Origin of the sequence: Alicycliphilus denitrificans (genome assembly GCF_044792555.1) — a bacterium.
Classification (GTDB): Bacteria; Pseudomonadota; Gammaproteobacteria; order Burkholderiales; family Burkholderiaceae_C; genus Alicycliphilus; species Alicycliphilus denitrificans_A.
On the sequence record NZ_CP126238.1, the window covers coordinates 722,904 to 742,587 of the forward strand.

At 66.8% G+C, this 19,684-nt stretch carries 19 protein-coding genes and 1 pseudogene; 16 read left to right on the plus strand and 4 right to left on the minus strand.

Going from position 1 to position 19,684, the window contains the following annotated elements; all coding sequences use genetic code 11:
* Positions 1-18: 18 nt before the first annotated feature.
* From P7644_RS03395 to P7644_RS03420, 6 genes are all read left to right on the plus strand, one after another.
* Positions 19-2,505, plus strand: coding sequence for a 3-hydroxyacyl-CoA dehydrogenase/enoyl-CoA hydratase family protein (locus P7644_RS03395; protein WP_404301599.1), 2,487 nt, complete (start codon positions 19-21; stop codon positions 2,503-2,505).
* Between the two features lie 157 nt (positions 2,506-2,662).
* Positions 2,663-3,079 carry an endonuclease domain-containing protein gene (locus tag P7644_RS03400; protein ID WP_404301600.1) on the plus strand — a complete coding sequence of 139 codons (417 nt, stop codon included), beginning with the start codon at positions 2,663-2,665 and terminating at the stop codon, positions 3,077-3,079.
* A complete protein-coding gene (locus tag P7644_RS03405) occupies positions 3,076-4,269 on the plus strand; it encodes an acetyl-CoA C-acyltransferase (RefSeq protein ID WP_404301601.1) in 1,194 nt (397 codons plus the stop codon). The genes P7644_RS03400 and P7644_RS03405 overlap by 4 nt, the downstream gene beginning before the upstream one ends.
* A gap of 59 nt (positions 4,270-4,328) precedes the next feature.
* The gene (locus P7644_RS03410) at positions 4,329-5,159 is read left to right on the plus strand and encodes an acyl-CoA thioesterase (protein ID WP_404301602.1); all 831 of its coding nucleotides are present in this window, start codon (positions 4,329-4,331) and stop codon (positions 5,157-5,159) included.
* A 17-nt stretch (positions 5,160-5,176) separates the two neighbouring features.
* The gene (locus P7644_RS03415) at positions 5,177-5,950 is read left to right on the plus strand and encodes an enoyl-CoA hydratase (RefSeq protein WP_404301603.1); all 774 of its coding nucleotides are present in this window, start codon (positions 5,177-5,179) and stop codon (positions 5,948-5,950) included.
* A gap of 125 nt (positions 5,951-6,075) precedes the next feature.
* Positions 6,076-6,558 carry a thioesterase family protein gene (locus P7644_RS03420; RefSeq protein WP_404301604.1) on the plus strand — a complete coding sequence of 161 codons (483 nt, stop codon included), beginning with the start codon at positions 6,076-6,078 and terminating at the stop codon, positions 6,556-6,558.
* A 42-nt stretch (positions 6,559-6,600) separates the two neighbouring features.
* On the opposite strand, the gene P7644_RS03425 is transcribed toward P7644_RS03420, so the two are convergent.
* Positions 6,601-7,977: an MATE family efflux transporter gene (locus tag P7644_RS03425; RefSeq protein WP_404301605.1), complete on the minus strand. Its 1,377-nt coding sequence runs from the start codon at positions 7,975-7,977 to the stop codon at positions 6,601-6,603.
* Complete coding sequence (locus tag P7644_RS03430; protein WP_404301606.1) at positions 7,974-8,480, minus strand: MarR family winged helix-turn-helix transcriptional regulator; 507 nt, start codon at positions 8,478-8,480, stop codon at positions 7,974-7,976. Before P7644_RS03430 ends, P7644_RS03425 begins: the two co-directional genes overlap by 4 nt.
* A gap of 219 nt (positions 8,481-8,699) precedes the next feature.
* Between P7644_RS03430 and P7644_RS03435 the strand changes: the two genes are divergently transcribed.
* Positions 8,700-9,266 carry a polymer-forming cytoskeletal protein gene (locus tag P7644_RS03435; RefSeq protein WP_404301607.1) on the plus strand — a complete coding sequence of 189 codons (567 nt, stop codon included), beginning with the start codon at positions 8,700-8,702 and terminating at the stop codon, positions 9,264-9,266.
* A 52-nt stretch (positions 9,267-9,318) separates the two neighbouring features.
* Here the strand turns inward: P7644_RS03435 and P7644_RS03440 are convergent, their stop codons facing one another.
* Complete coding sequence (locus tag P7644_RS03440; protein ID WP_404301608.1) at positions 9,319-9,753, minus strand: acyl-CoA thioesterase; 435 nt, start codon at positions 9,751-9,753, stop codon at positions 9,319-9,321.
* Between the two features lie 40 nt (positions 9,754-9,793).
* On the opposite strand from P7644_RS03440, the gene P7644_RS03445 reads away from it, so the two are divergent.
* The 9 genes and pseudogenes from P7644_RS03445 (at position 9,794) to P7644_RS03485 (ending at position 18,548) form a co-directional block, all read left to right on the plus strand.
* The gene (locus tag P7644_RS03445) at positions 9,794-11,605 is read left to right on the plus strand and encodes an ABCB family ABC transporter ATP-binding protein/permease (RefSeq protein WP_404301609.1); all 1,812 of its coding nucleotides are present in this window, start codon (positions 9,794-9,796) and stop codon (positions 11,603-11,605) included.
* Positions 11,606-11,653: 48 nt separating this feature from the next.
* A pseudogene (locus P7644_RS03450) lies at positions 11,654-11,959 on the plus strand (nucleotide pyrophosphohydrolase); the annotation flags it as partial.
* The gene (locus P7644_RS03455) at positions 11,933-12,955 is read left to right on the plus strand and encodes a PIN domain-containing protein (protein WP_404303108.1); all 1,023 of its coding nucleotides are present in this window, start codon (positions 11,933-11,935) and stop codon (positions 12,953-12,955) included. The pseudogene P7644_RS03450 and the gene P7644_RS03455, both read left to right, overlap by 27 nt.
* A gap of 120 nt (positions 12,956-13,075) precedes the next feature.
* Positions 13,076-13,270, plus strand: coding sequence for a hypothetical protein (locus P7644_RS03460; RefSeq protein WP_404301610.1), 195 nt, complete (start codon positions 13,076-13,078; stop codon positions 13,268-13,270).
* 160 nt (positions 13,271-13,430) lie between these two features.
* Entirely contained in the window at positions 13,431-15,062 is a 1,632-nt protein-coding gene (locus tag P7644_RS03465) for an AMP-binding protein (protein WP_404301611.1), read from the plus strand.
* On the plus strand, positions 15,059-15,520 hold the full coding sequence (locus P7644_RS03470; RefSeq protein WP_404301612.1) for a MaoC/PaaZ C-terminal domain-containing protein: 462 nt from the start codon (positions 15,059-15,061) through the stop codon (positions 15,518-15,520). The genes P7644_RS03465 and P7644_RS03470 overlap by 4 nt, the downstream gene beginning before the upstream one ends.
* 45 nt (positions 15,521-15,565) lie before the next feature.
* The gene (locus P7644_RS03475) at positions 15,566-16,552 is read left to right on the plus strand and encodes a Bug family tripartite tricarboxylate transporter substrate binding protein (RefSeq protein WP_404301613.1); all 987 of its coding nucleotides are present in this window, start codon (positions 15,566-15,568) and stop codon (positions 16,550-16,552) included.
* A gap of 47 nt (positions 16,553-16,599) precedes the next feature.
* The gene (locus tag P7644_RS03480) at positions 16,600-17,577 is read left to right on the plus strand and encodes an NAD(P)H-dependent flavin oxidoreductase (RefSeq protein ID WP_404301614.1); all 978 of its coding nucleotides are present in this window, start codon (positions 16,600-16,602) and stop codon (positions 17,575-17,577) included.
* 77 nt (positions 17,578-17,654) lie between these two features.
* The gene (locus P7644_RS03485; RefSeq protein WP_404301615.1) at positions 17,655-18,548 is read left to right on the plus strand and encodes a LysR family transcriptional regulator; all 894 of its coding nucleotides are present in this window, start codon (positions 17,655-17,657) and stop codon (positions 18,546-18,548) included.
* A gap of 81 nt (positions 18,549-18,629) precedes the next feature.
* On the opposite strand, the gene P7644_RS03490 is transcribed toward P7644_RS03485, so the two are convergent.
* Positions 18,630-19,664: a DctP family TRAP transporter solute-binding subunit gene (locus P7644_RS03490; RefSeq protein WP_404301616.1), complete on the minus strand. Its 1,035-nt coding sequence runs from the start codon at positions 19,662-19,664 to the stop codon at positions 18,630-18,632.
* Between the last annotated feature and the right edge of the window lie 20 nt (positions 19,665-19,684).

Below are 19,684 nucleotides of genomic sequence, written 5' to 3' on the forward strand. Positions count from 1 at the left end.
TAAGGAGTGCATACGACCATGACCCGATTCAATGTGAAGAAAGTCGCCGTGCTCGGCGCGGGCGTGATGGGCGCGCAGATCGCCGCCCATCTCGTCAACGTGAAGGTGCCCGTGGTGCTGTTCGACCTGCCCACAAAAGATGAGGCCCCCACGCTCCCCGCTGCGCGTGGTTCGCTGCCCCCCGAGGGGGCCGGCTCCACCTTGGGGCGGCCCGGCGGTGGAGCAGGTTCGAAGAGCGCCATCGCCGAAAAGGCCATCGCCAACCTGAAGAAGCTCAAGCCCTCGCCCATCGGTGTGGCCGAGGATGCCGACCTCATCCAGCCGGCCAACTACGAGGAGCACATGGGCCTGCTCAAGGACTGCGACCTGGTGATCGAGGCGATCGCAGAGCGCATGGACTGGAAGCTGGACCTCTACACAAAAATAGCGCCCCATGTGGCCAAGCACGCGCTGCTGGCAAGCAACACCTCGGGCCTGTCGATCACGAAACTGAGCGAGGCGCTGCCCGAGGCCTTGCGCCACCGCTTCTGCGGCATCCACTTCTTCAACCCGCCGCGCTACATGCCGCTGGTGGAGCTGATCGCCACGCCCGCCACCGAGGCGCGCGTGATCGACCAGCTCGAAGCCTTCGTCACCAGCGGCTTAGGAAAAGGCGTGGTGCGTGCCAAGGACACGCCCAACTTCATCGCCAACCGCATCGGCATCGCCGGCATGCTGTCCACGATGAAGGAGGTGGAGAACTTCGGCCTGACCTACGACGTGGTCGATGACCTGACGGGCAAGAAGCTGGGCCGCGCCTCCAGCGGGACGTTCCGCACCGCCGACGTGGTGGGGCTGGACACCATGGCCCATGTCATCAAGACGCTGCAGGACAACCTGAGCCTCGCGACCGACCCCTTCTACGGCAGCTTTGAAACGCCCGCCGTGCTCAAGAAATTGCTTGAACTGGGCAACCTGGGGCAGAAAACCAAGGCTGGCTTCTACAAAAAGGCGGGGCGTGACATCCTGCGCTTCGAGCTGGAAAGCGAAGACTACGTGCCCGCCGGCCAGAAGGCCGACGACGTGTATGGCCGCATGCTCAAGAAACCCGCCGCCGAGCGCCTGAAGCTCTTGCGCAATGCCGAGGGCGCGCCGGGCCGGTTCCTCTGGGCCATCCTGCGCAACAGTTTCCACTACGCCGCCATCCACCTGGAAACCATCGCCGACAGCGCGCGCGACCTGGATCAGGCCATGCGCTGGGGCTTTGGCATGAAGCAGGGCCCGTTCGAGCTGTGGCAGGAGGCAGGCTGGCTGGAGGTGGCCAAGATGGTGCAGGAGGACATTGACGCGGGCAAGGCGCTGTGCAGCGCGCCGCTGCCGCAGTGGGTGTTCGAAGGCCCGGTGGCCGAGGCCGGCGGCGTGCACACGGCCGAGGGCTCGTGGAGCCCGGCGCAGCAAAAATTCATAGCGCGTCGCGTACTGCCCGTCTACGAAAAACAGCTTTTCCCTGAAAAACTGCTGGGCGAGGCCAGCCTGCCCGACTGGCAGACGGCCGGCACCACCGTTGCCGAGTCCAAGGCGCTGCGCACCTGGACGCTGGACGGCCAGGTGCTGATTGCGAGCATCAAGAACAAGATGCACGCCATCAGCCCCGAGGTCATGGAGGGCCTGCTGGAGGCCGTGGACCTGGCCGAGCAGGAATACCAGGCCATGGTGATCTGGTCGGGCGACGCGCCGTTCTCGGTGGGCGCCGACCTGGAGGCCACCATGCCGGCCTTCGTGGTCGGCGGCGCCGACGCCATCGACAGCATCGAGGCCGAGCTGCAAAACCTGATGTTGCGCATCCGCTACGCGCAGGTGCCGGTGGTCTCGGCCATCCACGGCATGGCGCTGGGCGGGGGCTGCGAGCTGGCCGTGTACTCGGCGCGCCGCGTGGCGCACATGGAAAGCTACATGGGCCTGGTGGAAGTCGGCGTGGGCCTGGTGCCTGGCGCCGGCGGCCTGACCTACATCGCGCGCCGCGCCGCGGAAAACATGGCCAAGAGCACCGGCAAGGACATCCTGCCCTTCCTGAGCGAAGGCTTCACCGCCGCGGCCATGGCCAAGGTGGGCATGAGCGCCATCGAGTCGAGGAAGCTCGGCTATCTGCTGGACAGCGACATCATCGTGCCGCACAAGGACGAGCTGCTGTTCGTTGCCATCAACGAGGCCAGGGCCATGGCCGCCGGCGGCTGGCGCGCACCCCTGAAGCGCCTGTTCCCCGTGGCGGGCCGCAGCGCCATCGCCACCATCAAGGCGCAGTTGGTGAACATGCGCGATGGCGGCTTCATCAGCGCCTACGACTTCAAGATCGCCGGCATGATCGCCGAGGTGGTCTGCGGCGGCGAGGTGGACGCGGGCGCGCTGGTGAGCGAGGAATACCTGATGCAGCTGGAGCGCAAGGTGTTCTGCCACCTGATCGGCCAGCCCAAGACGCATGAGCGGATTCTGGGCATGCTGAATACGGGCAAGCCGGTGAGGAATTGATGCTGCAGCACCCGCTTGTATTGCTCCCTCCCCCTTTGGGGGAGGGCGGGGGTGGGGGCCGGCGACGTAGGCAATTCTCAGCCGCGTGCATCGTGCCGGCAGCCCCCATCCCCGCCTTCCCCCAAAGGGGGAAGGAGCCTCAGGGGGTGCGCTGAACATGCAGTACCAGGCCGAATCCAATGCCCGAACGAATGCCCGTGCGCTGCGCCGCGACATGACCGATTCGGAGCGCAGGCTCTGGAGCGGCCTGCGCAGCGAGCAATTGGGCGTGAAGTTCCGCCGCCAGCATCCGCTGGGCAGCTATGTGGCCGACTTCGCCTGTCTGGCCCCCAGACTGATTGTCGAGCTTGACGGTTCGCAGCATCTGCAGCAGCCAGGCTACGACGCGCGGCGCGATGCTTTTTTCCGGGCGCAGGGTTTCGAGGTGATGCGCTTTGCCTCCAATGCGCCATTCGTTCAACTGGAAGGGATCCTGCAGGCCATAGCCCACCGGCTTGGCGAGTTGGGCGGGCCCCCATCCCTGCCTTCCCCCAGAGGGGGAAGGAGACAAACATCCGAGGAGCAATCTCCATGAAACAAGTACAAGATGCCTACATCGTTGCCGCCACGCGCACGCCCATCGGGCGCTCGGGCCGCGGCTACTTCAAGAACACGCGCCCCGACGACCTGCTGGTCGCCGCCATCCGCGGTGCCATGGCCCAGGTGCCCACGCTGGACCCCAAGGCCATCGAGGACTCGATCATCGGCTGCTCCTTCCCCGAGGGCGAGCAGGGCATGAACATGGCGCGCATCGCCATGGGCCTGGCCTTCGACCACCCGGTGGGCGGCGTGACGGTGAACCGCTTCTGCGCCTCGGGCGTGACGGCCATCCAGATGGCGGCGGACCGCATCCGCGTGGGCGAGGCCGACGTGCTGATCGCCGGCGGCGCCGAGTCCATGAGCCTGGTGCCCATGGGCGGCAACAAGCCCTCGTTCAACCCCGAGATCTTTGGGCGCGACGAAAACGTCGGCATCGCCTACGGCATGGGCCTGACGGCCGAGAAGGTGGCGCAGCAGTGGAAGGTCTCGCGCGAGGCGCAGGACGCGTTTGCGCTGGAGTCGCACCTGCGTGCCGTGAAGGCCCAGCAGGCCGGTGAGTTCGGCGACGAGATCACGCCCTTCGAGGTCGTCGAGCGCAGTCCGGACCTGGCGACGGGCGAGGTCGTTACCAGGCGCCGCACCGTGAATCTCGACGAAGGACCGCGCCCGGACACCACGCTGGAGGCGCTGGGCAAATTGAAGCCCGTGTTCGCCGCGCGCGGCAGTGTCACGGCGGGCAACAGCTCGCAGACCAGCGATGGTGCGGGTGCGCTGATCCTGGCCAGCGAGAAGGCCGTGAAGCAGTTCGGCCTGACCCCGTTGGCGCGCTTCGTGAGCTACGCCGCGCGCGGCGTACCGCCCGAGATCATGGGCATTGGCCCGATCGAGGCCATTCCTGCCGCGCTGCGCTACGCCGGCCTGCAAAGCCAGGACATCGGCTGGTACGAGCTCAACGAGGCCTTCGCGGCGCAGTCGCTGGCGGTGATCAACACGCTGGGCCTGGAACCCACCAAGGTCAACCCCATGGGCGGCGCCATCGCCCTGGGGCATCCGCTGGGCGCCACCGGCGCGATCCGTGCCGCCACCGTAGTGCATGCGCTGCGCCGCCACAAGCTCAAATACGGCATGGTCACCATGTGCGTGGGCACGGGCCAGGGGGCGGCGGGTATTTTTGAATGCCTGTGAGCCAGCCCCCGCATGCATGAAACAGCATGTGGTGCAAACCGGGCACACTACACGCCGTTATGACTTCTCACCGCATACACCCTTTTGACGACGCGCTGGCGCTCACGCCCGGCGCGCCCGATCACTTCAGCGGCCGCACCACGCCGGGCTACTGGAACATGGTCGGGCCGTATGGCGGCATCACTGCGGCCACGCTCTTGCAGGCGGTGCTGCGCCATCCGCTGCTGCTGGGCGAGCCGCTGTCGCTCACCGTCAACTTCGCGGCGGCCGTGGGCGAGGGCCCGTTCACGCTACAGGCCACGCCGGTACGCACCAATCGCTCCACCCAGCATTGGCTGGTGATGGCCGAGCAGGTGGATGCCAGTGGTGCGCAGGTGGTGACCACCACGGCCACCGTGGTCACGGCCGCGCGGCGCGAGACCTGGAGTGCCGCGGATACCCCCATGCCCGCCGTGCCGGTGCCCGCGCAGTGCCAGCCAGTGCGGCTGGCATTTCGCTCCGAATGGTTGCACCGCTATGAGATGCGGCCGGTGACGGGCGCATTGCCCACGCAATGGGACGACAGCGGCCACACCAGCCTGACCCAGCTGTGGCTGCGCGATGCACCCGCGCGGCAGCTCGACTTCCCGGCGCTGGCCTCCATGTGCGACGTGTTCTTCCCGCGCGTGTGGCTGCGCCGCGCGCGCCGGGTGCCGGCGGGCACGGTGTCCATCACCGTGTACTTTCATGCCGGCAGCGCGCTGCTGGCGCAGACTGGCAGCGGCTACCTGCTGGGCCAGGCGCGCGCGCAGGAGTTTCGCAACGGTTTCTTCGACCAGTCCGCCCAGCTGTGGAACGAAGCGGGCCAGCTGCTCGCCACCAGCCACCAGATCGTCTACTACAAAGAATAAACCCCGGAGCAACCGACATGAGCACGAATGCCGACATCCTGATCCACGCCGAAGAGGGCGTGACCACCATCACCTTCAACCGCGTGGAGAAGAAGAACTCCCTCACCGCCGCCATGTATGCGCAGCTGGCCGACGCCTTCGAGACCGCGGCCCAGGACGCCGCCGTGCGCGTGGTGGTACTCCAGGGCGACGTGGCCATCTTCAGCGCCGGTAACGACATCGGTGACTTCCTGAACCAGCCGCCCTCTACGCCGGACGCGCCCGTGTTCCGCTTCCTGCGCGCCATCGCCGGCTTTCCCAAGCCCGTGGTGGCCGCCGTGTGCGGCCCGGCGGTGGGCATAGGCACCACCATGCTGCTGCACTGCGACCTGGTGTATGCGGGCGACAACGCGGCGTTCTCCATGCCGTTCGTGAACCTGGGGTTGTGTCCCGAGGCGGCGTCGAGCCTGCTCGCGCCGCAGCTGATGGGCTACCACCGCGCGGCCGAGGCGCTGCTGCTGGGCGAACCCTTCATGGCCGAGGCGGCGCTGGAGGTGGGCTTCGTCAACCGGGTGGTGCCGCCCACCGAGTGCAACCTGGTGGCCCAGGCCCAGGCGCGCAAGCTCGCGGCCAAGCCGCTGTCGGCACTCATAGAGACCAAGCGCCTGCTCAAGAAGGGCCAGACCACCGTCGTGGTGGAGCGCATGGCCGAGGAGGGCCGCAGCTTCGGGCGCATGCTGCGCGAACCCGCCGCCCGCGAAGCCTTCACCGCGTTCATGGAGAAACGCCGGCCAGACTTCAGCCGCTGCTGAAATCTGGTCTGCCTTCGAAGGATGCAGCCATGCAGTAGATGTTTTTCGGATTTTAATGAAAAGTGCCTCAAACACCCATCCATCAAGCGTGAGTAGCTCCTAATAAAAAGAGCATTACATCTTCCATGAGCAAGCCTGCAACGCCCCCCGCCGCCTTCGAGCCCGAGTTCATCGCCGGCCTGCGGCAGATCTTCGAGGAGAGGATCCCCTTCAACCACCTGCTGGGCCTGAAGATCGCGCGGCTGGAGCCCACCCAGGTGGTCGGGCGCATCGACATGCGGCCCGAGCTCGTGGGCCACTTCGCCTACAACCGCCTGCACGGCGGCGTGATCAGCGCGGGGCTGGACGCCATGGGCGGGCTGGCGGTGATGGCGGCGATCGGTGCAAGGCACATGGACGAGGCGCCCATGGCGCGCCTGCACCGCTTCACCAGGCTGGGCACCATCGACCTGCGCATCGACTACCTGCGCCCCGGCATCGGCAGCCACTTCGAGCTGCGCGCCGAGGTGCTGCGCCTGGGCTCGCGCGTGGCCACCACGCGCATGGAGTTCCTGGGGTCGGACGGCGGCCTGCTGTCCACGGGCACGGCCGCCTACATCGTTTCCTAAGATCATGAACACGCTCTAAGACCTTGAACACGCTCTGAGCACTCAGCCCCAGCGCGCGCGCCACACGGCCCAGGCCGTACCCGCGCCATAGATGGCCATGGCCGCGGCGACCAGGCCGAACAGTGACTGGGCACTGCCCTGGCCGCTGCCCATGAGCCAGGCGCCGCCGCCGGCCACCAGCAGCAGGCGCACCGTGCCTGCCAGCAGGGGGGCCCAGACATGGCCCGCGCCCAGCGAGGCGAAATACAGCACCAGCCCGAGCCCGAACAGTCCGAAGGCCGGGCCGACCATGCGCAGGTAGAGATCGGCATGGGCGCGCACGGCCGCGTCGTGGGTGAAGAGGCCCGACCACAGCTGAGGCCAGGCGATCACCAGCAGACCCAGCGCGCCCAGCAGGGCCGCCGCGATGGTGCCGCCCGACCAGGCGATGCGGCGCGCGCGCGCCACCTGGCCGGCGCCCATGGCCATGCCGACCATGGGCACGGCCGCCATGCCCACGCCGAAGGCCATGGGAATCAGCAGGAACTCCAGGCGCTGCCCGATGCCGTAGCCGGCCAGCGCCTGCGGCCCCAGGCGCGCCACCATGCCGGTCAGCAGCAATGCGGTCAGCGCCGTCTGCACGGGCGACAGGCAGGCCAGCGCACCCACGCGCAGGATGTCGCGGAACATGGGCCAGGCCAGGCGTGGCGTGCGCCAGGCCAGCCGCAGCCGCTGCTGGCCCCATTGCAGATAGGCCAGGAAGGCCGCCACGGCCAGCGCCATGGCCACGATGTTGCCCACGGCCACGCCCGGCATGCCCCAGCGCGGCATGGGCCCCAGGCCCAGGCCCAGTGCGCCGCCCAGCACGATCTGCACCAGCGAGGCCGCGAAGATCACGGTCGAGGGCAGGCGCATGTTGCCCGTGCCGCGCACCACCGAGGCCAGCGTATTGCACAGCCAGACCAGCACGGCGCCGCTGAACAGCACGCTGCCATAGCCCGTGGCCGCGGCCAGCACCTCACCGTGCCCGCCGAGCCAGCCATAGAAGAGCGCGCCGCAGAGCACGAACAGCAGCGAATACAGCAGGCCCGCGACGGCGCCGATCACCAGCGCATGCAGGGCCAGGGCCGAGGCGCGCTCGCCGTCGCCCGCGCCCAGCGCGCGGCTGATGACCGAGGACACGCCGCTGCCCATGGCGCCGTTGCTCATCATCTGCGTGAGCATGGCGAACGGAAAGACCAGGGCCATGGCGGCCAGCGCAACCGTGCCCAGCTGTCCCACGTAGTAGGTCTCGGCCACGGCGACCAGCACCGCCATGCTCAGCGCCACCATGTTGGGAACGGCCAGGCTCAGCAGCGTGGGCACGATGGCACCCTGCAGCAGAGGGTGGGGCGGCGCGGGCGGCTGGCCCTTGACCAGGGAGGGCAGGGCGGCGCTCATTCGGCGTCTGCGGCCGAGGCCGGCTCCAGGGATTCGGCCAGGCGCGGCAGCATGCCCAGCACCAGCTGCTCTAGCGCGCCGATCTGCTCGGTCCCGCAGAGCTCGCGCACGCGCTGCTGCGCCTGGCGCCACAGGGCCGCGGCCTCGCGGATCTTGGCCTGGCCCTCGGGCGTGACGACCACGCAGCGGCTGCGGGCGTCCGGGCCGGGGGCCAACTCGATGCAGCCCGACTGCTGCAGCGTGCGCAGGTTGCGCGTCAGCGTCGTGCGGTCGGTGTGCAGTTGCTCGGCCAGGGCCGAGACCGTGGGTGGGCCGTCCGGCGCGCGCCGCGCCTGCACCAGCAGGCTGAACTGCGTGCCGCGCAGGCCGCTGGGCGCCAGCGTGTCGTCGTAGAGTTGCGAGATCTTGCGCGAAAGGCTGCGCACCATGAAGCAGGTGCAGACCGGGTCGGCGCTGCGGGGCGTGCGCCCGCGCGCCGTGGATGTGGGGGTGGAGGAGTGCATGGTGTGTGGGAGTGGGATTAGGTGAGTGTATATGCACCTATTTGGTTGCGCCTGTCCGCTGCGCGACGTGGCCGCAGCGCTGGGGGCTGGATGTGTGATCCGGCAAGGCTTGCAAGCGCGTGAAACGCAGGAGTCATTTGGTTACCGTTCTTTCGAGATGCCGGAAATTGTTGTGAGTTGTGCTGCATAGCATCGGGTTTTTCCGAAGGAGATCTCCCCATGGCTGTGCAAAACCCGTTCTTTGGCAAGCGCGACAACGACGCATTCACCTCCCGCAACACTCTTGGCGGCGGCCTGGGTTCCGCCAGCGCGGCCGGCAGCGCCGCGGTATCGGGCGCGGGCGTGAGCAGTCCTGTCGCCCGCCAGGCGACGGCGTCGGCAGCGGAAGCCTCGGGCGGCAGCAAGCTCACCGTGGGCCCCAACATCAAGCTCAAGGGCGTGGAGATCACCGACTGCGACACGCTGGTGGTAGAGGGCACGGTGGAGGCCACCATGGATTCGCGCGTGATCCAGATCGCCGAGCAGGGCGCGTTCCACGGTACGGCCGAGATCGACATCGCCGAAATCCACGGCCTGTTCGACGGCACGCTCACCGTGCGCGAGAAGCTGGTGATCTTCGGCACCGGCAAGGTCAGCGGCAAGATCCGCTATGGCAAGGTGGTGATCGAGGAGGGCGGCCAGCTCTCGGGCGAGATCTCCGTCGGCGTGGGCAGTGCGCGCGCGCAGGCCGCGTCATCGCCGGCATCCTCGGCTGCGTCGCCGTCGCCTGCGTTCGCCGCGGCCTGACGGACTGCCCCGCCGCTGCCACCGGGAGGCCGCGAGGCGCTCCCGGGTTTTTTTATGCCGCGCCCTGGCCGTCGGCTTGCGGCTTCTGGATGGGGCGCGGGCGGCCGTTCTCGTCGATGGCCACATAGGTCAGCGAGGCCTCGGTCACCTTCACATAGCTGCCCTGGGTGCGGATGCTCTCGGCATAGACCTCGACGCGCACCGTCATCGAGGTGTTGCCCACGCGCGTGACCTCGGCAAAGAACGACAGCAGGTCGCCCACGCGCACCGGCTGCTTGAAGATGAATTCGTTCACCGCCACCGTGGCCATGCGCCCGCGGATCAGCCGCGCCGGCAGCACGGAGCCGGCCAGGTCCACCTGCGCCATGACCCAGCCGCCGAAGATGTCGCCATTGCCGTTGGTGTCGGCGGGCATGGGTATCACCTTGAGCACCAGCTCCTTGTCGGTGGGTAGCTCGGTGTGGGAGCAGGGGCGGTCCTGGGACATGGGCACAATCTCTGGTTTTTGACTGTACGGATTGTCCATCATGCGCCGCTACGGCGAAGCCATCGTCCCCGACAGCCCACGCATCCGCTCCGACGGTGCCACCCTGCGGCGCCTGCTGCCCTACCTGTGGCAGTACAAGTGGCGCGTGATGGCGGCCCTGGCCTTCATGGTGGGTGCCAAGCTGGCCAATGTAGGCGTGCCGCTGCTGCTCAAGCAGCTGGTCGATGCCATGACCCTGCCCCCCGGCGGCACCACGGCGCTGCTGGTCGTGCCCGTGGCCTTGTTGCTGGCCTATGGCGCACTGCGCCTGGCGAATTCGGTCTTCAACGAGCTGCGCGAGCTGGTGTTCGCCAAGGCCACGCATGGCGCGGCGCGCGCCATCGCGCTCAGGACCTTCGAGCACCTGCATGCGCTCTCGCTGCGCTTTCACCTGGAGCGCCAGACCGGCGGCATGACGCGCGACATCGAGCGCGGCGTGCGCGGCATCGAGTCGCTGGTGTCGTTCGCCCTGTTCAACCTGGCGGCCACGCTGCTCGAGGTGCTGCTGGTGCTGTTCATCCTGGCGCGCCAGTTCGACGCCTGGTTTGCCGTCATCACGCTGTCGGCGCTGTTGCTCTACATCGCCTTCACCGTGGGCGTGACGCAGTGGCGCATCCAGTTCCGGCGCCAGGCGAACCAGTTCGACTCGGCCGCGCACAGCAAGGCCATCGACTCGCTCTTGAACTACGAGACCGTCAAGTACTTCAACAACGAGCAGTTCGAGGCGCGGCGCTACGACGAGAGCCTGGAGCAGCTGCGCCGTGCCCAGCTCAAGAGCCGCAGCACCCTGGGCCTGCTCAACAGCGGCCAGCAGTTCATCATCGCCGTCGGCCTGGTGGCCATGCTCTGGCGTGCCACCGAGGGTGTGGCCGCGGGGCGCATGACGCTGGGCGACCTGGTGATGGTCAACGCCTTCATGCTGCAGATCTACATTCCGCTCAACTTCCTGGGCGTGATCTACCGCGAGATCAAGCAGAACCTGACCGACCTGGACAAGATGTTCACGCTGATGGACAAGGAGCAGGAGGTGGCCGACGCGCTCGGCGCCACCGACCTGGCCGGGCTGGAGGCGCCCACGGTGCGCTTCGAGGACGTGCACTTCGCCTACGACCCGGCGCGGCCCATCCTGCGGGGCGTGAGCTTCGAGATTCCCGCCGGCAAGACGGTGGCCGTGGTCGGCCCCTCGGGCGCGGGCAAGAGCACGCTGAGCCGCCTGCTCTACAGGTTCTATGACCTGCAGGGCGGGCGCATCACCATCGCCGGCCAGGACATCCGCGCCGTGACCCAGCAGTCCCTGCGCCGGGCCATCGGCATCGTGCCGCAGGACACGGTGCTGTTCAACGACACGGTGGCCTACAACATCGCCTATGGCCGCACCGGCGCCAGCCAGGCCGAGGTCGAGCAGGCCGCGCGCGCCGCGCATATCCACGGCTTCATCGCCGCCCAGCCCAGGGGCTACGAGACGACGGTGGGCGAGCGCGGCCTGAAGCTCAGCGGCGGCGAAAAGCAGCGCGTGGCGATCGCGCGCACGCTGCTGAAGAACCCGCCCATCCTGATCTTCGACGAGGCCACCAGCGCCCTCGACTCGGCCAACGAGCGCGCCATCCAGGCCGAGCTGCGCCAGGTGGCCCAGGGCAAGACCACGCTGGTGATCGCGCACCGCCTGTCCACCGTGGTCGATGCGCACGAGATCCTGGTGATGGAGGCCGGCACCATCGTCGAGCGCGGCACGCACGCCGCGCTGCTGGCCGCGGGCGGGCGCTATGCCGCCATGTGGGCGTTGCAGCAAAATTCGAGCGAAGTGGGTGTTTAACGCTTATGTACAAAGCGCAAGCAGCTATCAAAAAGATGTGAATCCACTATGGATGTGAACGCCTTGCAGCGCCAGCTGCGCGAATTCGCCGCGGCGCGCGACTGGCAGCCCTACCACGCGCCGAAGAACCTGGCCATGGCGCTGATGGTGGAGGCGGCGGAACTGCTGGAGCTGTTCCAGTGGCACACCCTGACCGAGTCACGCGGTTTCACGCGTGATCCCGCCCACAAGGAGCGCGTGGCCGATGAGGTCGCGGACGTGCTGCTGTACCTGCTGCAACTGGCCGACCACACCGGCGTGGATGTGGAGCAGGCCGTGCAGCACAAGCTGCGCAAGAACGCCGGGAAGCACCCCCCCAGGCATCCCGAGAAATCGCCGCAGCCACCGGCCCCAGGCCTGAGGGGGCATTTGCTGATCGATTGGGAGAACGTGCAACCCAAGGGCGAGGAGTTGCGTGCATTGGTTCCCGAGGGCACGGACCTGTGGCTGTTCCACGGTCCGCAGCAAAAGGTGGACGTGGCGAGCTACCAAAGGGTCTACGGTGAAGGCAATGTCACCCTGGTGCCCCGCTCGGGCGCAGGTCGCAACGCGCTTGACTTCCAGCTCAGCTACTACATTGGCTACGTCTCTGCGCGCCAACCGCAGGGTCGGTTCGTGGTGGTGTCGAATGACACGGGCTACGATCCGATGCTGTCGCACGCACGCGAACTGGGGTTCCATGCGCGGCGGTGCGAGTTCCGCAAGCCGGCGCCTGTGTCACAGCCCGCCGTGGCGGAGCCGGCCGTTCCCGCCAAGGAAAAGGCAGCGCTCAAGACGCCTGCAAAACCCGCCGATTCCAGCGCCAAGGCCACGCGCCAGGATGTGCAGCGGCTTGCTCAACTGCTTCAGGGAATGGAGCCTTGGGAGCGCCCTGGACGCTGCGATGCCCTTCGGGTTCTTCTTCAAACCCACTTGAGCGAGCCAAGCCCGCAGTCACCTCGCGTTGCCCATGCGCTGTCGCAACTTCAGGCGCAAAAGCGCGTCGCGCTCAAGAGCGATGCTGTGAGTTATCCGAGCGGGACGGCAATACCAGCCCCGGGGCTGCCTCCAGCAACTGCGACAAAGAAAAAGACCGCAGTCCCTACCGCGGCGCAGATTGCACAGGCTGTTCTTGCCAGCCTGGAAAAGATGCCCAAGAACAAGCCTGCGCGCCGGGAGGGCCTGCTCAAGCTCATCGAAACGCATGCCGTCAAGGCCGCCGATCCCAAGGCCATGGCGCAGCAGGTCTGCGCTCTGCTGGAAGCGCGCAAGGAGGTGACGCGGTCTCCAGATGGCAAAGGTGTCGCTTATCCAAAGATACAAAAAAAATAGCCGTCAACCGATGCTTTATAAGCGGAAGCAGCTATTTTTTAAGGAGCGTTTATTTACTTTTTGCGCGCTGTGATTGCATTTGCGACTGAGTTGACCAAGCCGCTGTACTAGTGCTTCCAAGTGTCGAACTACGGGCGCTGGGCCATCACGCAGGCCTTGCTCTCGGACGAAGTCGCCAGCCAATATGCGCACGAAGGCAGCATTGCCCGCTACCGGTTGCGCAGCTCGGAGTACCAGGCCTGGCAAGCGGCCCAGGCGCGCGGCTGGGAGCTATCGTGCACGCTCTGCAGGATTGGTAAAAACCCGAATCATTGATGTATCTTGAGCATCAATCCAATGTGTTTTGACCGTCTTCCTGGCGTGCAATCCTCCTGAAACAATCGGCATCAACAGCAATCGATGCTCGCCGTGCACCAGAAAGCACGCTGGCGAGGTTGCTCACCAAAGCCCGTTAGTCCCTGGAGGAGAGCAGACTGTGTCTGATTTACGTTTTTCTGCGCTGCTGCAGGCCCGCCTGGCGGTCGACCCGCAGGCGCCGGCCTTTGTGCATGGCGAGGGCGTCACCACGGTGGCGGCGCTGGCGCAGCAGGTGCAGTGCATGACAGCCTGGTTGCGTTCGGCGGGTATTGGGCCGGGCGACCGGGTGGCCGTGTGGCTGGTGAACCGGGTCGAATGGCTGGCGCTGCTGATCGCGGCGGGGCGCATCGGCGCCACGGTGGCGGCTGTCAACACCCGCTATCGCCGGGAAGAGGTGGCCCACATTCTGCGCACCAGCGGCGCCCGTGTGCTGGTGACGCAGCAGCCCCACCAGCGGCTGGACTTTCTCGCCATCCTGGCAGGCCTGGACCCCGCGCAAGTGCCCGATTTGCAGCAAGTGGCCGTGCTGGGCAGCGGCAGCGCCGCGCCTGCTGGCGTGGCGGATCTTGCCGCCGGGCTGCTCTGGCCGCTGGTTGCGTTGGACTGGCAGCAATGCACGCCCGATGCCGGGCCGGACGAATCAAACCCCGAAGCCACGGTGGTGCTGTTCTCCACCTCGGGCACCACCAAGGCGCCCAAGCTGGTCATGCACCCGCAGCGCACCCTGGTGGACCATGCCTTGCGCTGTGCCACTGCCTACCGCCTGGATGCGCCCGGTGCCTGCCTGCTGACCCTGCTGCCGCTGTGCGGCGCCTTTGGGTTGAACAGCACCCTGGCTGCGTTCGCCGCGGGCGCGCCAGTGATTTTGCCAGCCTTGTTTGAAGCCGAAGAGGCCGCCGCCTTGCTGGTGCGCCATGCGGTGACACATTGTTTTGGCAGCGACGAGATGGTGCGCCGCCTGGCGGACAGCTCGCAGGCGGCGCAGCCTTTTCCGTCGCTGCGCTTCTTTGGCTTTGGCGCCTTCACGTCGAACTTCACCGAAATTGCCCAGGCCTGCTGTGCGCGCGGCATTCCGCTGCATGGCCTGTACGGCTCCAGCGAGGTGCTGGCCGTTTTCTCGGCCCAGGCTGGCGACGCGCCGCTGGCGCAGCGGTTGGAGGGCGGCGGCGTGCCGGTGGCCGGGGGCCAGGCGCATATCCGCATCCGCGACGAAGCCACGGGCCAGTTGTTGCCGGCAGGGCAGTCGGGGCAGATTGAGATTCAGGCGCCCAGCCTGTTCCAGGGCTACTTCCGCAACCCGGAGGCCACGGCAGAGGCCATGTGTGAAGGCTATTTCCAGACCGGCGACCTGGGCCACCTGCGCCCCGATGGCAGCCTGGTGTTCGAGACCCGCCTGGGCGATGCCGTGCGCCTGGGCGGCAACCTGGTCAACCCGGCGGAAATTGAAGAGCTTTTGCAGCGCGACCCTGGCGTGCGAGAGGCGCAGGTGGTGGCGGTGCCCATCCAGGGCCAGGACCGCCCCGTGGCCTTCATCGTCCCTGAGGCGGGCGCGGGGCCCGACACGGCGGCCCTGCTGGCCCCGCTGCGCCAGTCCATTGCTAGCTACAAGGTGCCGCAGCGGGTGTGGATGCTCTCTGCCTTTCCTCTGACCCAGGGCGCCAACGGCAACAAGATTTCCCGTGCGCAATTGCGCCAGATGGCGCAGCAACGCTTGGCTGCCGAAGCCAACGAGCCCCAGGAGGCCGCATGACCCCGCGTTACTTTGAAGACTTCACCGTCGGCGAGCATTTCACCAGCTCGGGCCGCACAGTGACCGAAGCCGACCTCACCCTGTTCAACATGATCTCGGGCGACTGGAACCCCATCCATGCCGACGCCGAGTTTGCCGCCGGCACCCGCTTTGGCCAGCGCATCGTCCACGGCGCCTTTGGCGTGGCCTTGCTGACGGGTTTCATGCACCAGATGGGAATTTTTGACGGCACGGCGGTGGCCATGCTCTCGCTCAAGGAATGGGTTTTCAAGGCACCCATCCTGATTGGACAAACCCTGCGCCTGCAACTCACCGTGACCGAGCTTCATCCGGGCAGCAGTCCCCGCGTGGGCCGCCTGGACCGGCATTTGCAACTGGTGGATCAGCACGGCCAGGTGGTGCAAGAAGGCAGCAGTGATTTACTCATCCTCAAGCGCCTGCCCGCGCAACCCGCTTGATCTCTTAGCTTTACCCAATGCCCTTTTCCATCCTCAGGAGACAACATGAAACAACAGCTTTCCAACCTTGCCGCCGTGACCCTGGCCCTGTGCACCGCGACGGCGGCGACCCAGGCCCAGGCCTACCCCAGCAAGCCCGTGACCATCGTGGTGCCGTATTCCGCAGGCGGGCCGGTGGACAACTTCATTCGCGCGCTGGGCCAGCAGCTGTCGGACACCTGGAAGCAGCCGGTGGTGGTGCTCAACAAGCCGGGCGCCAACGAAATCATTGGCGCCGACCAGGTCGCCAAGAGCGCACCCGACGGCTACACCCTGTTTGCTGGCACCGAGGCCTCGCTCACCATGAGCCCGCATCTCTACAAGAAGCTGCCCTACAACGTGGAGGCTGACTTCGTGCCCATCAGCCAGCTGATCAGCCTGCCGCTGATGCTGTTCACGCACAAGAACGCACCGGCCAACACCGTGCCCGAGTTTGTCGAGCTGGCCCGCAAGGCCAAGGCCCAGGGCAAGCCGCTGAGCTATGGCTCGTCTGGCGCGGGCGGCATTGCCCACCTGCCCATGGTGACCTTTGAAAAGCAGGAGGGCATCTCCATGACCCATGTGCCCTACCGGGGCGCGGCCAACCTGATTCCCGACGTGATTGCCGGCCAGGTGGATGCCGCAGTGCTGGCCGTGTCGGTGATCGAGCAGCATGTGAAGACCGGTGTGCTCAAGCCTCTGGCAGTGTCGTCCGAAACCCGCAGCGCGGCCTTGCCCCAGGTGCCCACCTTCAAGGAGGCGGGTGTCAAGGACATTCACGCCATCTTCAGCATCGGCCTGCTGGCGCCCAAGGGCACCCCCGCGGCGGTGGTGGACAAGGTGGCGGCCAGCGCCAAGGCCATCATCGCCACGCCGGACTTCCGCCAGAAAAACATCGATGCCTTCAGCTACGTGCCCGTGGCATCGACGCCGGTGGAGTTCAAGAACTACCTGATCAGCAACAGCAAGCTGCAGGCCGAGCGGGTCAAGGCCTCGGGCGTGACGCTGGACTGAGTCCTATCTGCCCTCTCTTCGTTTCCTGACCTTCTAAGCGAGCGAGCATGAACGCCATTACGTCCCGAATCCCCGCCGCGCTGCAAAACCTGGCGCTGCCCATCATCGCCTCGCCGATGTTCACCGTCAGTTACCCCGAGCTGGTGCTGGCGCAGTGCAAGGCTGGCATCGTGGGCTCGTTCCCGGCGCTCAACGCCCGCCAGCCCGAGCTGCTGGGCGAGTGGTTGCACCAGATGAAGGCCGACCTGGACGCCTACCGGGCGGCCCACCCTGGCCAGCCGGTGGGGCCGATTGCGGTCAACCAGATTGCGCACAGCTCCAACGGGCGCCTGATGCAGGACGTGGAAACCTGCATACAGCACCAGGTGCCGGTCATCATCACCTCGCTGCGCGCGCCTGCGCGCGAAGTCGTAGATGCCGTGCACGGCTACGGCGGCGTGATCTTTCATGACGTGGTCAATGTGCGCCACGCCCACAAGGCGCTGGAGGCGGGGGTGGACGGCCTGATCGTCGTGGCGGCGGGTGCGGGCGGCCATGCGGGCACCCAGTCGCCGTTTGCGCTGGTGGGCGAGGTGCGGCGCATTTTTGACGGGCCCCTGGCCCTGTCCGGTGCCATGGCCACCGGCGCTGCCGTGCTGGCCGCACGCGCCATGGGCGCGGACTTTGCCTACATGGGCACGCGCTTTATTGCCAGCAAGGAAGCCAATGCCAGTGAGGACTACAAGCAGGCCATCGTGAAGGCGGGCGCGTCGGACATCATCTACAGCAACTGGTTCTCGGGCGTGCACGGCAACTACCTGCGCGAAAGCATCGAACGCGTGGGCCTGGACCCGGAAAATCTGCCGGTGGGCGACAAGGCGAACATGAGCTTTGCCAATGGCCGATCCAAGGCCAAGGCCTGGAAGGACATCTGGGGCGCAGGCCAGGGCGTGGGCCAGATCCACGACCTGCCCGAAGTGCGCGAGATCGTGGCCCGGCTGCGCGCCGAATACGACCTGGCCCGCGCCCGCATTTGCGCCGGTTGAGCGCGCCCGTGTTGTCCACCGTCGCGCCGGACAGGGGAGGGCGCAGGCCTTATGCTCGCCCACCGGAGGTCTTGCCGGTGGAACAGTCGCCCTATTTATTTTTTGCCGAGGTCGTGGAAGCAGGCAGTTTTGCCACGGCCGCGCGGCGCCTGGGCATGGACCGCTCCAACGTCAGCCGCCGCATCAAGGAGCTGGAGCACACCGCGGGCGTGCAGCTGCTGCGCCGCACCACCCGCAAGATGGTGCTGACCGACCTGGGCGCTGCGTTCTACGAGCAGTGCCTGGCCGTGCGCGCCGAGGTAGAGCAGGCCAAGAGCCTGCTGCTGTCGCACGGCGGCGTGGTGCGCGGGGCGCTGCATGTCAGCTGTCCGCCAGCGATTGGCAGGCAGTACCTGGTGCCCCTGTTCGAGGCTTTTTGCCGCCGCTACCCGGCGGTGTCCTTGCAGATCACCTTGAAATCGGGTGCGCTGGACTTGATCGAAGAGCGTATCGACGTGGCGATTCACTTCACCAACGAGCCGTCACCGCAGCATGTGGCCCGCGTGCTGGGGCATACGCAATGGATTTTTTGCGCCAGCCCGACCTATCTGGCCGAGCACGGAACGCCCCAGTTGCCCGAGGATCTGGCGCAGCTGGCCTGGCTGGGCATGCGTGCCCGGATGGAGCTGCAGTTGCGCAAAGAGTCGGCCCTGCACCGCGTGGTGCTGCGCTCGCGGGTGGCCTGCCCTGATTACGGCCTGCTGGGCCAGCTGGCCCGCGACGGACTGGGCGTGTGCCTGCTGCCGGTCTATGTCGCGTCCCGCGATTTGGCCCAGGGAGAGCTGGTGCAGGTGCTGGCCGACTACCAGATCGAGCCCACGCCCGGCAGCACGCTGTATGCCATCACCCCGCCAGGTATCCATTCATCACCGCAGGTCAAGGCCTTTGTCCAATTTCTTGCGGAAACCGTGCAGGCTGAATTTCCCCGATAGATTTAAAGAAAAATAGCTGCTAGCCCTTGATGTGAAAGCGCCGGCAGCTACTATTTTCTGATCTATTGGCTTGCTTGCTGGCTACTGCTTGCGCCCCGCAATCGCCTTCTCTGCCGCGCCCACCAGGTCGGCGCCGATCTGGCCCTTCCACTTGTCGTACACCGGGCGCGTGGCCTTCACGAAGGCCTCGCGCTCGGCGGGGGTGAGCTGCGTCACGGTCACGCCCAGGCCCTCGATCTGCTTCAGGAGCGGCTTGTCGGCCTCGACCACGCCCTTGCGCGCGATGGCGATTTCTTCCTTGCCGGCCTCGATGGCGGCCTGGCGCACGGCCTCGCGGTCGGCAGGCGTCCAGCTGTTCCACACGTCCTTGTTCACCACGAAGACCAGCGGGTCGTTCATGTAGCCCCACATCGTCAGGTACTTCTGCGCCACGTTGTGCAGCTTGGCGGCGGTGAAGATGGTCAGCGGGTTTTCCTGCCCGTCCACGGCGCCGCTGGCGAAGGCGGGCTGGGCGTCGGCCCAGCTCATCTGCGTGGGGTTGGCGCCCAGGGCGGTGAAGGTGTCGAGGAACAGCGGCGAGCCGACGACGCGGATCTTCAGGCCCTTCAGGTCCGCCGGGCTCTTGATGGCGTGCTTGCTGTTGCTGATCTCGCGGTAGCCGTTCTCGCCCCAGGCGAGCGGCACCACGCCGGCTTTCTCCAGCGTCTTGAAGAGGCTCTGGCCCACTGCTCCCTGGGTCACGGCATCCACGGCGGCGTAGTCGGGCAGCAGGAAGGGCAGCGAGAACAGGTTCAGCTGCTTGACCTGGGGCGACCAGTTGATGGTCGAGCCGATGGCCATGTCGATCACGCCCTGGCGCAGCGCGCTGAATTCACGCGTCTGGTCGCCCTGGATCAGCGACACGCCGGGGTAGAGCTTGATGTTGATGCGGCCCTGGGTCTTTTCCTTGACCTTGGCGGCCCACAGCTCGCCGCCCTTGCCCCAGGGGAAGGCCGGGCCCAGCACCAGCGACATGCGGTATTCGCTCTTGTAGTTGGCCTGCGCCAGCGCGGGCGCGGAAAAAGCCAGCGCAGCGGCGGCGGCGACGGCGGTGGTCAGAAAGGTACGCAGTTTCATCGTCAAAGTCTCCTTGGGAA